Source organism: Paenibacillus sp. J5 (genome assembly GCF_054955055.1).
The window spans coordinates 42,951-57,222 of sequence record NZ_JBUEDD010000018.1 but is presented as its reverse complement, the minus strand read 5'-3'; the positions used below and the strand labels follow the sequence as shown (position 1 = coordinate 57,222).

The 14,272-nt window shown below is 54.9% G+C and carries 13 protein-coding genes; 4 read left to right on the top strand and 9 right to left on the bottom strand.

What is annotated here, in order from left to right; all coding sequences use genetic code 11:
- Positions 1 to 395: 395 nt before the first annotated feature.
- The 3 genes from ACY1JZ_RS24950 to ACY1JZ_RS24940 are packed head-to-tail and all read right to left on the bottom strand — an operon-like array spanning position 396 to position 2,756.
- Entirely contained in the window at positions 396 to 1,799 is a 1,404-nt protein-coding gene (locus tag ACY1JZ_RS24950) for a nucleoside recognition domain-containing protein (protein WP_270166841.1), read from the bottom strand.
- Positions 1,771 to 2,502 carry a FeoB small GTPase domain-containing protein gene (locus ACY1JZ_RS24945; RefSeq protein ID WP_462631457.1) on the bottom strand — a complete coding sequence of 244 codons (732 nt, stop codon included), beginning with the start codon at positions 2,500 to 2,502 and terminating at the stop codon, positions 1,771 to 1,773. The genes ACY1JZ_RS24950 and ACY1JZ_RS24945 overlap by 29 nt, the downstream gene beginning before the upstream one ends.
- Positions 2,499 to 2,756 (bottom strand): FeoA family protein, encoded by a 258-nt coding sequence (locus tag ACY1JZ_RS24940; protein ID WP_270166839.1) that lies wholly within the window; start codon positions 2,754 to 2,756, stop codon positions 2,499 to 2,501. The genes ACY1JZ_RS24945 and ACY1JZ_RS24940 overlap by 4 nt, the downstream gene beginning before the upstream one ends.
- A gap of 403 nt (positions 2,757 to 3,159) precedes the next feature.
- On the opposite strand from ACY1JZ_RS24940, the gene ACY1JZ_RS24935 reads away from it, so the two are divergent.
- The 4 genes from ACY1JZ_RS24935 to ACY1JZ_RS24920 all read left to right on the top strand — a co-directional run bounded on the left by ACY1JZ_RS24935 (position 3,160) and on the right by ACY1JZ_RS24920 (position 7,530).
- Positions 3,160 to 4,662, top strand: a complete 1,503-nt coding sequence (locus ACY1JZ_RS24935; RefSeq protein WP_270166837.1) for a malate:quinone oxidoreductase — start codon at positions 3,160 to 3,162, stop codon at positions 4,660 to 4,662.
- 237 nt (positions 4,663 to 4,899) lie between these two features.
- Complete coding sequence (locus ACY1JZ_RS24930; protein ID WP_462631455.1) at positions 4,900 to 5,541, top strand: stalk domain-containing protein; 642 nt, start codon at positions 4,900 to 4,902, stop codon at positions 5,539 to 5,541.
- A gap of 229 nt (positions 5,542 to 5,770) precedes the next feature.
- Positions 5,771 to 6,073, top strand: coding sequence for an ArsR/SmtB family transcription factor (locus ACY1JZ_RS24925; protein ID WP_462631453.1), 303 nt, complete (start codon positions 5,771 to 5,773; stop codon positions 6,071 to 6,073).
- 65 nt (positions 6,074 to 6,138) lie between these two features.
- Positions 6,139 to 7,530, top strand: a complete 1,392-nt coding sequence (locus ACY1JZ_RS24920; RefSeq protein WP_462631451.1) for an aldehyde dehydrogenase — start codon at positions 6,139 to 6,141, stop codon at positions 7,528 to 7,530.
- 487 nt (positions 7,531 to 8,017) lie between these two features.
- Here ACY1JZ_RS24920 and ACY1JZ_RS24915 read toward each other — a convergent pair whose 3' ends face one another.
- The 6 genes from ACY1JZ_RS24915 to rbsK form a co-directional block, all read right to left on the bottom strand.
- Positions 8,018 to 9,001 carry a LacI family DNA-binding transcriptional regulator gene (locus ACY1JZ_RS24915; RefSeq protein ID WP_462631450.1) on the bottom strand — a complete coding sequence of 328 codons (984 nt, stop codon included), beginning with the start codon at positions 8,999 to 9,001 and terminating at the stop codon, positions 8,018 to 8,020.
- Between the two features lie 282 nt (positions 9,002 to 9,283).
- Positions 9,284 to 10,231: a ribose ABC transporter substrate-binding protein RbsB gene (gene rbsB / locus ACY1JZ_RS24910; protein WP_462631448.1), complete on the bottom strand. Its 948-nt coding sequence runs from the start codon at positions 10,229 to 10,231 to the stop codon at positions 9,284 to 9,286.
- 50 nt (positions 10,232 to 10,281) lie between these two features.
- A complete protein-coding gene (locus ACY1JZ_RS24905; protein WP_462631446.1) occupies positions 10,282 to 11,229 on the bottom strand; it encodes an ABC transporter permease in 948 nt (315 codons plus the stop codon).
- Positions 11,219 to 12,721, bottom strand: coding sequence for a sugar ABC transporter ATP-binding protein (locus ACY1JZ_RS24900; protein ID WP_462631445.1), 1,503 nt, complete (start codon positions 12,719 to 12,721; stop codon positions 11,219 to 11,221). Before ACY1JZ_RS24900 ends, ACY1JZ_RS24905 begins: the two co-directional genes overlap by 11 nt.
- A gap of 22 nt (positions 12,722 to 12,743) precedes the next feature.
- Positions 12,744 to 13,142, bottom strand: a complete 399-nt coding sequence (gene rbsD, locus ACY1JZ_RS24895; protein ID WP_462631444.1) for a D-ribose pyranase — start codon at positions 13,140 to 13,142, stop codon at positions 12,744 to 12,746.
- Between the two features lie 23 nt (positions 13,143 to 13,165).
- Positions 13,166 to 14,125: a ribokinase gene (gene rbsK / locus ACY1JZ_RS24890; protein ID WP_462631443.1), complete on the bottom strand. Its 960-nt coding sequence runs from the start codon at positions 14,123 to 14,125 to the stop codon at positions 13,166 to 13,168.
- Positions 14,126 to 14,272 lie beyond the last annotated feature (147 nt).

The window sequence follows — 14,272 nt, the reverse complement described above, 5'->3', positions numbered from 1 at the left end:
GCATTATGGCTCATAATGAACTCGAGAAAGGGACGGGCACAATCTATAGTGAAGGATAGGGCATTTCAGGAATGATCATGATGCGGTATCTTAGGCGAGGAAGGGGAATCGTCACTGTGACGATGTGCGGTGTGGGTGAGTCCTGAGACGGTTTAGATTGCACCAGGCAGTGTATATTTATGCATGGACATGCTCGTTAACCCGCAGGGAGCTGATGGTCTGAAAGATTTTCGTCAGAGGGTGTGGCGATCCCTGGCGGGGAGACCAGCGATTCCCGTAAAACAACAGTCATAGCAGTGTACGTGAGTGACTACTGTAAATAGGAAAAGAACTCCCGTATGCGTCAGAAGCACGCTTGCGGGAGTTCAGTATGAGGACATGCTTGATACCGATTATTACACCCAGCCCAGCGCCCTTGCGGTCTGCGCTACGGCGAAGGTAACGAATATAGCAATGGAAGTCGGCAGAAGGAAGGCAACCAGCGTCCAGCGGTGGCTGCGCGTTTCCTTGAAGATGTTGATCAGGGTCGTGCCGCAAGGGTAGTGCAGCAGCGAGAATAGCATCATGTTCAGGGCAGTCAGCCACGTCCAGCCGTGATCCAGAAAGATGCTCTTCAGATTGGTCATGCCGTCGACATCGACCAGCGCCCCTGACGAGAGGTAGCCCATCAGCAGGATCGGCAGCACGATCTCATTGGCCGGAAGTCCGAGGATGAAGGCCATCAGAATGTAGCCATCCAGTCCGAGCAGCCTGGCGAACGGGTCGAACCAGGCGGCCGTGTGCTGCAGCACGCTGGCATCCCCGACATAGATATTGCCGAGCACCCAGGTCAGCACCCCTGCCGGGGCGGCGACCACGATCGCCCGTTTGAGTACGGACCAGGATTTGTCCCGCGAGGCGATGAGAACCGTCTTCACGAACTCCGGCTTGCGGTACGGAGGCAGCTCCAGCGTGTAATGACTGGGAACGCCGCGCAGCGCGGTGCGGGACAGTGCCCAGGATACGGTCAAGGTGACGACGATGCCCAGCAGGACGAATCCCATCAGCACCAGTGCCGTCGCTGCTGTATGCAGCCCGCCTGCAACCCCTGCAGTCATGAACAGGGACGAGAGCAGAATCAGCGTCGGCCACCGGCCATTGCAGGGGACGAAATTATTGGTTATGATCGCCAATATGCGCTCCCGCGGCGACTCGATGATGCGCGTCGACAGGATGGCCGCTGCGTTGCAGCCGAAGCCCATCGACATCGTCAGCGCCTGCTTGCCATGGCCGCCGCTGCGCTTGAACAGGCGATCCATATTGAACGCGACCCGCGGTAGATACCCGAAGTTCTCCAGCAGTGCGAATACCGGGAAGAAGATCGCCATCGGCGGAAGCATAACGCTTATGACCCATGCGGTGCCCCGGAACAGTCCGAGCACGAGCAGGCCATGCAGCCAGTCCGGCGCGTGGACGGCCTGGAAGAATGAGGTCAGGTACCCCTCGATCCAGCCGAAGAAGCTTGCCAGCATCGCAGAGGGGACATTGGCGCCGGCGATGGTCAGCCAGAATACGATGCCCAGCAGCGCCAGCATGATCGGATACCCCCATAGCTTGGAGGTCAGGATACGGTCCAGCTCGTAGGAGCGCCGCAGACGATCCCGATTCTGATAGGTAATGGCATCCGCGCAGATGTCCTGGGCGTTCACATAGAGATCAGTCACGAGCTGGTCGCGTATCGTCTCCCCGCCTAGCGCTGTCTGTGCCTGCTGTTTGAGCAGCGCGATCGCATCATGATAGGCCAAGTGCTGTCGGCTCATGGGCGCTCTCCTCCTTCTGCGCTGGTGTCTGCTGTACTCTGGTCTCCATGTGCTGCCAGATGCTGTCATCTCCATCGAGCAGACGCAGCGCGATCCACCGTGCAGGATAGTCGCCCCCGAGCAGCTTCACAACCTGCGGCTCCAGCTTGGCAATCTGCTGCTCGATGTCAGCGCTGTATTGGATGCGTCTGGGCGTGGGGCGCACACGGCCAGCAGCCACATCACGTATCGCGGCCTGCAGCTCCCCGATCCCCTCCTTCTTCCGAGCCGAGATCGGGATCACAGGTACGCCTAGCTTGCCAGCTAGCTTATGAGTATCGACTGTGATCCCGAGCTTGCGTGCTTCGTCGATCAGATTGATGCATACGACAACCTGATCGGTCATCTCCATCACCTGCAGCGCCAGATTCATATTGCGCTCCAGCGCGGTCGCATCGAGCACGACGACCGTCACATCCGGTCGTTCGAACAGGATATAATCCCGTGCAACTTCTTCATCGACGGAATTGGTAAATAGCGAATACGTACCGGGCAGGTCAATCATCTGATAGACGCCCCCACCGTATTCATAGATTCCCTCCGCGCGGGCCACCGTCTTGCCCGCCCAGTTGCCGGTATGCTGGCGCATACCCGTCAAGGCATTGAACAGTGTGCTCTTGCCTGTGTTCGGGTTGCCGGCGAGAGCGATGCGATAAGCGGTCATGGCTCCTCCTCTCCCTTCACGCAGCCGAATATCCGGCTAGCTTCCTCATGTCGTAATGCAATCGTTGTATGATGAACCTGATAGGCGACGGGATCGCCTAACGGACTCTTCTGCAGTACTTCGATAACCGCGCCGGGCACAAAGCCGAGGTCAAGCAGCCTGCGGCGCAGCACGCCTTGAACATCCGACCGCTTCATGATGAACTGTTGGCCGGTGTGGCATGCGGATAACGGAATCATCGGTAAAGAATTCATGGCTATTGCCTCCCGAATGTTTGTCTAAGGCCATTAAGTTGCACAAGGTCAACATCTGGCGAAAAAACAAATGAGCCTCACTAGCTCATAGTATGATTATACGTCTTCTATTTTGCATATACAACAAAAACTTTCTCTAAGGCAAAACTTATGGCTTCACGCCGCTTTCTGTGGAGTGAGCTCACCGCAGCTCACTGAATTTACCTGCTTTTAAATCGTATACAACTATCATATAATAGTAGATATATGAATCTGCTAGGTTTAGACACACGTTGTTTGTTGCTATCATTGCTAGTATGGGTCCTATAGAAGGTGTATGACGACATTCGTGCCCTGGCTTGTTGCGGTGCCTAGGCAGGAGCCTGCACCTTTTTGGCAAATTCAAGGGTTAAGGACGGTTAAAATGGGTAATCGAGAAAACACAACAGACGTAATACTGATTGGCGCAGGCATCATGAGCGCGACACTGGGAGCATTATTGAAGGAGCTTGCCCCAAGCTGGGAGATCAAGGTATTCGAGAAGCTGGCAAGCGCAGGAGAAGAGAGCTCGAATGAATGGAATAACGCCGGAACCGGCCACGCCTCGTTATGCGAGCTGAACTACACGGTGCAGAAGCCGGACGGCTCGGTGGACATCAGCAAGGCAATCAAGGTCAACGAGGAGTTTCAGGTGTCTCGCCAGTTCTGGTCGTATCTGGTCGACAGCAAGCTGATTCGCAATCCGCGTGATTTTATCGTCTCTGTGCCGCATATGAGCTTTGTGCTCGGCGACCAGGATGTGCAGTTCCTGAAGAAACGGCATGAGGCGATGTCAGCCAACCCGCTGTTCGAGGGGATGGAGTTCTCCAGTGATCCAGCCAAGCTGAAGGAATGGATTCCGCTTATGATGAAGGATCGGGATGCGAGCAAGCCGATTGCAGCGACCCGGATTGAATCTGGGACGGATGTCAACTTCGGCGCTTTGACACGCATGATGTTCTCTCACCTGCAGAAGAAGAAGGTAGAGATTAACTATAAACGCCAGATCGATGATATTACACGCACGAGTGACGGCATGTGGGAGCTGAAGGTGCGTAACGTGGACAGCGGGGCTGTCGAGCGCCACAGAGCCAAATTCGTCTTCATCGGCGGAGGTGGAGGAAGTCTGCATTTGCTGCAGAAGTCCGGCATTCCTGAGGGAAAAGGAATTGGCGGGTTTCCGGTGAGCGGGCTATTTATGGTGTGCCGCAATCCGGAGATCGCCGCCCAGCATCACGCCAAGGTGTATGGCAAGGCGGCTGTTGGTGCCCCGCCGATGTCGGTGCCGCATCTGGATACGCGGCTGATCGACAACAAGGAATCGCTGCTGTTCGGGCCGTTCGCAGGCTTCTCGCCGAAGTTCCTCAAGACCGGCTCGATGCTGGATCTGGTCACCTCCGTCAAGCCGCATAACCTGACGACGATGCTGGCCGCAGGCGCGAAGAACATGGCGCTGACGACGTATCTGATCAAGCAGGTGATGCTGTCTAAGGAACAGCGGATGGAGGAGCTGCGTCAGTTCATCCCGAACGCCAAGAGCGAGGACTGGGATCTGCTGGTCGCGGGTCAGCGTGTGCAGATTATTAAGGATACTGCTGCTGGTAAGGGCACGCTGCAGTTCGGCACAGAGGTCATCAGCGCCGCTGACGGGTCGATTGCTGCTCTGCTCGGCGCTTCCCCTGGCGCATCCACTGCGGTATCGGTCATGCTGGAGGTTATCCAGCGCTGCTTCCCGCAGCATCTGAAGTCCTGGGAGCCGAAGATTCGGGAGATGATCCCGTCCTACGGCGCCTCACTCGTAAGTAATCCGCAGCTTGTTCGCGAGCTGCACCACGCAACGTCGCGCTCTTTGGGCCTAACGACCCTGGAGCCGCAGCCGGTAGTGTAGGTATAGTGCGGCCATTGTCCTTGTTCTCAAGGAGAGTGGCCGTTTTTTTTTGATATTTTAGGTAGGTCTTCTATATCTATGCGGAGTGAAGCTGAGCCGTCAAGGACGGCGGCGGCCGTTTATGCTTGTGACCATTTCTTCATTTATTTAGGTGGATGAGATTAGGCCGTTTGATCGTAGCGAATAGGGTGTAAAAGATTGATAATAGAGAACATCATGATGAAGGAGGACAATTCATTGAACAAAAAAGGATGGTTCATCAGCGCTTCAATTTTAGGCATGGTTGTGGCAGGCTCCACAGGGGTATATGCAGGCAGCAATCTTCCAGCGATCAAGGCGTTCCTCAATAACAAGATTGGTATCGCTGTCAATCAGGTCGACTTCCAGCCTGTGGATGACAAGGGCAAGGAGCTCTATCCGATCACATACAACAATACCACCTATTTGCCTGTGCGGGCGGTATCCGATGCGCTCAATGTGCCGATTCGCTATGACCAGGCCAATAACAAGATCTGGATTGGCTCAGCCGGCAGCGGCGAGCCCTCCACCTCGACTCCGGCCTTCCAGCGGCCGAAGCATCTGCCAAGCGATTTCCCATTGCCTGCAGACACCAAGAAGATCGAGCTGGTCGAGTCTGCTTCGGGCAACACCAAGAGTGTCTATTTCACACTGCAGACCAAGGAGAGCTTGAAGCATTGGATTGAGACCTATACAGCCTATCTGCAGCAGCGGGGATATGATGCCATTGCAGATAGCTCCAGCGACACCGTTATTGAACTGGTCAGTTCGTCCGATACCGAGTCGGTGCTGATCGAAGGCAAGATTATAGATCAGAAGAATAACATTCTCCAGTACAGCATTACATGGTCGACAAGATAGATTTCTCCCCCCTTCATAGAGCGGGCTCTCTTGCGGTATAAGCTTATCGCCGGGGGTCTGCTCTATGTGTATGTTGTATGTGCCTGTCGATGATTGAAGTCTTATACAGAGGGTAGCGGGGTAGCCTGCTGCTGTTGCTTGATTTGTGCGAGAGCATCAAGTATGATAAATACATAACTTAATGGTTTAAATGTTTAAACATTTAACCATAATGCAAGGAGAGTACGTCATGGGTAAACAAGCGTTGGAGATATTTCGTGACTGCCTGCCGCTATTGCAGACATTGAGCGATCCACATCGTCAGGATATATTACTGCTCTTGTCCGACAATGGCAGGATGACGGTCAATCAATTGACTGAGCGACTGCCGCTGTCACGGCCTGCGGTGTCCCATCATCTGAAGCTGTTAAGACAGGCAGATGTAGTTACAGTCGAGCAGGTGGGAACACAGCGCTATTATGAGCTATCGATGCATCATTCGATCGGGCTGCTGCGCAGGCTGCTGGAGGCGTTGGAGCGGGACTGCTTGTAGCCTTATATGACTTATATTAGACGGCGACAGCCGTTACACTTCCAATGAAATGAAGGAGGCAGGACATGAAGCCATGGACAACCGAGCAGGTGCAGCAACTGCTGCAGGAGCACCGCGACCAATTCGATACGGGGTATACACGCAGCATCGACTTCAGGGCCACGCAGCTCGACAAGCTGGCAGAGGGTATAAGGCGGCATGAGCAAAAGATAATGGAGGCGTTGTACAAGGATCTGCGCAAGAGTGAGTTTGAAGCGTATGCGACAGAGATCGGCTACACGCTGCAGAGCATCCGCTACATGCGCAAGCATCTGGGCAAGTGGGCGCGGCCGAAGAAGGTTGCGACGCCGTTCTATCATTTGTTCACCAGAAGCTATCTCTATAAGGAACCCTACGGCACCGTGCTTATCATTGGGCCGTTCAATTATCCGTTTCAGTTGCTCATTGAACCGATGATCGGAGCAATAGCTGCTGGCAATAGTGTTGTCCTCAAGCCGTCGGAGCATACGCCCCATGTTGCCGCCGTGGTTCGCGAGCTGATCGAGGGGATCTTCGACCCTGCGTATATCCGCGTCATTGAGGGAGAGCGCGAGACGACCTCGGCGCTGATTCACGCGCCGTTCGACTATATCTTCTTCACGGGGAGTGTCCCTGTCGGCCGAATCGTTATGGAAGCCGCGGCGAAAAATCTGGTGCCCGTCACGCTGGAGCTGGGTGGCAAAAGTCCGGTGATTGTAGACAAGACGGCTAACCTGGAGGTTGCCGCCAGACGGATCATCTGGGGCAAGCTGATCAATACCGGGCAGACCTGCATTGCCCCGGACTACGTGCTGGCTCATCAGGAGATTCGGGAAGAACTGATGGAGGAGCTCAAGGCGGCGATCGTCAGCTTCTACGGTGCGGATGCGAGCAAGAGCGGGGACTATGGGCGTATCGTTAACGAACGGCAATTCGACCGCTTGGCCGCTATATTGGAAGCTGACCGGGGACGTGTTGTCTACGGTGGACGCAGCGATCGGGCAGACCTGTATATGGAGCCGACATTGCTCGCTACTGAATCCTGGTCGGACGCTGCCATGCTAGATGAGATCTTTGGCCCGATTCTACCTGTACTGGCGTATGAACGACTGGATGAAGCGATTCGAATGATCAACAGCCGCCCGAAGCCGCTGGCCTTGTATGTATTTGCCGAGGAGAAGCAGGTTCAGAATGAGGTGCTGGAGCGTGTATCATTCGGCGGCGGCTGCATTAACGATACGATTACGCATGTCGCCAATCATAACCTGCCGTTCGGCGGGGTGGGCAATGCCGGGATTGGCGCCTATCATGGCCAATATAGCTTCGAGCTGTTCTCTCATACCAAGAGCATTGTGGCCAAGAGTACGAAGGTCGATATTAAACTGTTGTTCCCGCCCTACGGAGATAAAGTGAAATGGATTCGAAAAGCGTTGCGCTAATAGGCGCAACGCTTTTCCGCAAACGCTTCTATGCCTTATCTTTATTTCTCTTATCTCTTTCTAAGGCTTCATTAATATAATCCTTGGGTGGGATTTTAGAATTAATATACAAGGACACTGCAAGATTGACCAACAGAAGTACGATAATAATGATTCCCATAACATCAATCCTTGACATTTTATTTACAATAATAACTTAATATTGAAGTTATTCAATGGTCCTTTGGCATCATTCCGAAATACAAAAGTAAGGGGTTCTGAAATTCGATGAGAAGTTGAAGCGATGGAACGATTGCAGCTTTCCTAATATAATGACGAATCCCAGGAAGCCTGTAGGATAGTCATTATTGCCGTGTGAATACAGCGCATGTCAAGGCAGAATACGCCCCGCAGATAGCGTCAGCATCGTTATCAGGCAAGAAGGGGGAGTCCTGTTCAGGAGGACAGGACTGTCTTTCTGTCGGGGTGAGACTCGAGGTCACAGGTGTCAGGTCGTCGACTTAATGAGCAGCTCGACCTCGAGCTCATAATTTTTGCGCTCGATCGGTTCATTGTTGATCTGGCGGATGAGGTAGTCCATCGCTGTCTTGCCAATCGAATAGATCTGCTGGGAGACGGTCGACAGCTCAGGATACACCATGTCCATCCGAATGCCGTCGAAGCCGATCAGCCGTACCCGCCCCGGCACCTCCACGTCCAGCTCATGCAGTGCCTTGAGTGCGCCTGCTGCCATCAGATCGTTGCCTGCGAATACCCCATCCACATCCGGGTGCTGGCGGTATAGCTCGTGCATGGCTCTATAGCCGCCCTCTACATTGAAGTGTCCGAAGGCGGTCAGGCTCGGCGTGTACCACGGCTGCTCCGAGCAGATGTCCTCGTAGGCCAGCGCCCGCTCATGTGCGGCATGAACATGCGTGGGGCCGCAGATATGGGCCACCTTGCGGCAGCCGCTCTTGAGTAGATGCCGCACCGCCAGTTGACCGCCTGTGCGGTTGGCTGCGGTTACCGACAGGATCGGATAACCGGGATAATGCTTGTCGATCGCTACAATCGGGATCGAGCGATTCTGCAAGGCGACAATCTGCTCCGGCGAGATCGTGTAAGAGGAGATGATTATGCCATCGATCTGTTTGTTGATGAGCGCTTCAATATACATTTTTTCCTTGTCGGGATTGTTGTCCGTATTGCATAGCACCAGTGTGTATCCCCGCGCTGCCGCTTCATCCTCTGCCGCCCGAGCAATCTCGGGGAAGAACGGGTTCAGGATGTCTGGCACCATCAGGGCAACAGCGGCTGTCTTCTTGCCTGCCAGACTGCGGGCAATCGTGTTCGGCTTGTAATTGAGCTTCTCCACGGCAGCCATAATGGCAATCTCTGCCTCCTTGCTCACATAGCCGCTCTGGTTCAGCAATCGCGATACCGTAGCCACGGATACGCCAGCCAGCTTGCTGACATCTCGAATTGTTGTCATATCTGGCTCTTTCCTTTCACATTCAAGTCTTCAGGCCGCTTCGCGCGAGCAGCATCATTGCTTCTATATTACGTCCATCTCTCACAAGGCACAAGTAAGAGCTTGGAAGGCTGCTGATCTTCCCCACACGACCTCGGGGTGCAAAAAAGACGGGGCGCTGGACGCCCCGTGATGACCTGGACAGATAGAAACGGTTCGTTTTCGTGCTCATACAGGTGTTCTATCTCTACGTATAAGCGAAATAAAGCTTTGCCCTTCAAGGACGGCGATAGCCGTCTGCGCTTATTTGCTGATCAGCTCCAGCTCGACAGGAATGGAGGCCTCGACGCTCTCGCCTTTGGCGAGCTTAATCGCGGTCTGTACGGCGAGCACACCCATTTGTTCAGGCTTCTGCGCGACCGTGGCACTCATCGTTCCTGCATTCACTTCCTTGACAGCATCGTCCGTAGCATCAAAGCCGACGACGATGATGTCCTTCAGTCCCGCTGCCTCAATCGCCTTCAGCGCGCCGAGTGCCATCTCATCATTGTGGGCGAAGACGGCACGAATATCCTTGTTGCCCTGCAGAATATTCTCCATGACGGTCAGACCCTTGGCCCGGTCGAAATCGGCTGGCTGCTTGGCTACGATCTGAATGCCGGACGACTTGGCGATCTCTTCATTGAAGCCTGCGCCACGTTCGCGGGCAGCCGACGAGCCTGGGATGCCCTCCAGTTCTACAACATTGCCGCTGCCGCCAAGCTGCTCGGCGATGTATTGGGCAGCCAGTGCGCCGCCTGCCTTATTGTCAGAGGCGATGTGGCTGGCGACCGTACCGCCATCCGAAGTACGGTCTACTGTAATGACGGGGATGCCCGCGGCATTCGCGGACTCCACCGCTGGCACGACGGCGGATGAATCGGTCGGGTTGATGATGATGACATCCACCTTCTGTTGGATCAGATCCTCTATCGAGGACGCCTGCTTGGCGGCATCATCCTGTGCGTCGACAGTGATGAGCTCGGCAGTGCCTGCCGCTGCTGCCTGCTGCGCGCCTTCCTTCAAGGTCACAAAGAACGGGTTGCTCTGGGTGGAGATGGCTAATCCAATCTTAATGCCTTCTTTTTGCTGGGCGTTGCCCGCAGCGGGAGCCTCGCTCTTCGGCGTGCTGCCAGGGGCAGTTGTGGAGCAGCCCGCCAACATCATGGCGGCAATAACGCCAACACCTGCAAGCTTCATCATTTTGTTCATGGGAATGACCACCTTTTTCTGTAGAATGGAAGTAATCGTATTGCTTATGATTAGCTGCTTGCTTTCTTGCGATCCAGCAAGACGGCGAGCAGAATAACCAACCCTTTGACTACCTGTTGATAGAACGAGGAGACGCCCATCAGGTTCAGCCCGTTGTTCAGCACGCCGATAATCAAGGCGCCGACCAAGGTGCCGACGATCCAGCCTCGTCCACCGGATAGACTGGTGCCGCCAAGCACAACCGCAGCGATGGCATCCAGCTCATATCCTGTACCTGCATTGGCCTGCGCCGAGTTCAGCCTCGACGTCAGGATGATGCCTGCCAGTGCGGACAGCAGGCCGGTGAGTGTATAGACATAGATTTTGAAGCGTCCGGTCTTAATACCGGAGAGGCGAGAGGCCTCCTCGTTGCCGCCGATAGCGTATACATTGCGCCCAAAGGTTGTCTTGCGCAGGATGAAGTACAGTACAGCGAACAAGACGAGCATGATAATGACGGGCACCGGGACGCCGAAGACATAGCCTCCGCCTATCATAGTGAAGAACTCGCTGCTCAAGCCGGTAATCGGCCGTCCATCGGTGTAGACCAGCGCCAGTCCCCGGTAGATCGTCATCGTCGCCAGAGTGGCGATGAATGGAGCGATGTTCGTCTTCGTAATGAGGAGACCGTTGACCGCGCCCATCACAGCGCCAGCGCCTAATCCGATGATGACAGCCGTCAGCGGGTCGAAGCCTGCGCCCATCATCCCGGCGGTAAGCGCCCCGGAGAGTGCCAGAGTTGCCCCGACAGACAGATCAATGCCACCTGTCAGGATGACGAAGGTCATGCCGAATGCGATCAGCGCGTTGATGGATACTTGGCGAAACACGTTGAGAATATTGGTCAAGGTTAAAAAGTTCGGACTGGCTATAATCAGAATGAGAATAATAATACATAGTCCAATGAGCGGACCAAGCTTCTGCAAAGCCGAAGCGAGCTGTCTGTTCTTAATGGCCATGGCGGCTTCCTCCTGTCGCGGCATGCATAATTGTCTCTTGTGTCATCTGCTCCTTGCCCAGCTCAGCAGAGATGCGTCCCTCATGGACGACAAGGACACGGTCACTAACTCCCAGCACCTCGGGCAGATCCGAGGATACCATAATGATTGCCACGCCCTGCTCGCTCAGCTCATTCATCATGCTGTAGATTTCCTTCTTCGCGCCGACATCGACGCCGCGGGTCGGTTCATCCATGATGAGCACCTTGGGCAGCTTACCGAGCCATTTGCCGATAGCAATTTTCTGCTGGTTGCCGCCGCTCAATGATTTGACGATCTGCTCGGCATCTCGTGTCCGAATATTAAAGCGCTTAATCATCTGGTCAGCCAGCTCGTTCTCCTTGACGGACGAGAGGACGCCAGAGCGCGCAATCTGCTCATAATTGGTAATCGCCAGATTCTCTCTCACCGACATATCCAGTATAAGTCCCTGGTGCTTGCGATCCTCGGTCACCAGTACAATCCCGGCCTGGATCGCGCTTGCGGGATCGCTGATGCGAGCCTCCTGGCCGTCGATGATGACCCGGCCTGACTTCTTCCTGTCTGCGCCAAACAGCAGCCGCATCATTTCTGTACGTCCAGCGCCCATCAGTCCGGCAATCCCCACAATCTCGCCAGCGCGTACCGAGAAGGAGACGTCATTCAGCTTCTTGCCATCGCCCAGCCCTTCCACCCGCAGCCGCTCGCCACCGATGCTGGTGCTGCGTTCCGGGTAGCGGTCACCGATCTCACGTCCAACCATAAGGCGCACGATACGGTCGACATTCGTGTCTGCAATCTGCTCCGTACCGAGGAAGGAGCCATCACGCAGCACGGAGATGCGGTCGCACATGCGGAAGATTTCCTCCATCCGGTGTGAGATGTAGACAATGCCGACCCCCTCGCTGCGCAGCTTGTCCATGATGCCGAACAGCGCTTCAATCTCGCGGTCGGTCAGCGCGGCAGTCGGCTCGTCCATGATGAGCACCTCGGCCTGCTTGGACAGCGCCTTGGCGATCTCCACCATCTGCTGCTGGCCGATTGACAGCGTGTCCGCTGGCGCATCCGGGTCCAGATCAACATGCAGCCGCTGCAAATATTCCTTCGTTCGGCGCTTCATCTCCTTGTCGCGGAGAATGCCGGTTCTGCCATAGGAGAGCTGCCGCCCAAGAAACATGTTCTCGGCTACGGTCAGCTTCGGAATAATGTTCAGCTCCTGATGGATGATAGCAACCCCGCTCTGCTCGGCCTCGGTCGGATTGGCGAAGGCGACCTCGCGCCCCTTGACCTTGACCGTACCGGCATCGGCCTTGTAGACGCCGGTCAATATTTTCATCAGCGTCGACTTGCCAGCGCCATTCTCACCCATGAGGGCATGAATCTCTCCCGGCTTCAGACTGAAGGCGGCATCCTTCAGCACTTGTACTGAGGAGAAGGATTTGTGAATGCCGCTCATTTCAACGATATAGTCCATCTGCGCTCCTCCTTCGTCCCGGTTATCCGAAGATAACGCCTGCCTGCAAGATGATATTGGCATAGGGTGTCGCTTCTCCCGTGCGAATGACCGCCTTGGCCGTGTGCGTCAGTTGCTTGAACTGCTCGTGGCTCGTCTCCTGTATCGGGATGCCCCCTAGCAGCATGTCCGTCTCTTTCCTCAGCTTGGGATTATGCTGCGCCATCTCGCTGGCGATGGTCACGCCTTCAACCACCATGTCAGCGAGCACGGCCTCCAGTGTCTCCATAAATGACGGCAATCCCGGCCTTAGCGCCAGATCGATTCGCCTTACAGAATCCGGTATCGGCAGCCCGCAATCGCTAATGACGATCGTATCGGTATGTCCAAGCTTGGCTAGTGTGGCCGCAATCTGACTGTTTAGTATGCCTGCTTTTTTCATTTCCTTACCCTCTCGCCTAAATATTATTGCTCTCCCTGCAAGAATGCCTCGACCTCGTGGCGCAGTGGCATCCCGCTCTGCGCGCCCAGCTTCGTAACTGACAGTGCGCTGGCTGCGACTGCGAACGCTACTGCTTCAGCCAGCGCAGCGCCTTCGCTAAGTCTGACGGCAAGTGCGCCATTGAAGGTATCTCCCGCGCCTGTGGTGTCAACCGCCTCCACCTTGTGCCCCGGAACATGCCCTGTCCCGGTCTCATCGGATCGGTAATAGGCGCCGTTGCTTCCAGCCGTCATCACGATCGGATGCGGATAAGCGGCAAGCCGCTGCTCCTGTGTCTGCGCCAACTGCTCGGTGCCCGTAACGATCGCCAGCTCATATTCATTCGGTGTAATCAGGTATAGCTGTCTTAGCAGCTCATCATCCAGCCGCATAGCCGGTGCGGGATTGAGGATGACACGCACACCGAGCTTGTTCGCCAGCCGGATGGCTGCTTCTACGGTAGCCGGCGGAATCTCATGCTGCAGCATGACGATGTCGGAGGCTGCAATCACGTCCTCCAGCGCCAGCACATCCTCAGGAAGCAGACAGTAGTTAGCGCCGGGTACGACGATGATGCGGTTATCGCTGTCGCAGACGGTAATGGCCGCAATGCCGGTCGACTGATGAGGAACCGTTTTCACATGACGCATATCGATGCCCTCGCGCCCAAGTGCTTCTCTAAGCTGCATGGCCATGGCGTCCTCGCCAACACATCCGATCATCGTTACCTGTGCGCCAAGGCGTGCGCAGGCTACAGCCTGATTCGCCCCTTTTCCACCTGTAAAGCTTGAGAAACCGCTACCAATTATCGTCTCGCCTTGCTCCGGTACAACGGTTGTTTCCGTGACCATATCTATATTCAGGCTTCCAATTACAGTAATCTTCGCTGTGCTCATTTCCTTCACCTCTGTTATCGGAGTGGCAATGTGTAATCGGTTCCACATTGATGTACCCTATTCTAAAGCGAGCTATAGCAATTGTCAATAGCGAATGTGGGGAGATAAGGTTGTCTCCTCAATTGTAAATTTCTGATGCAAATTTAATATAATTGTTTTCATCAGCAAAAAAGCTTACAATATGTTTCGTCGGCG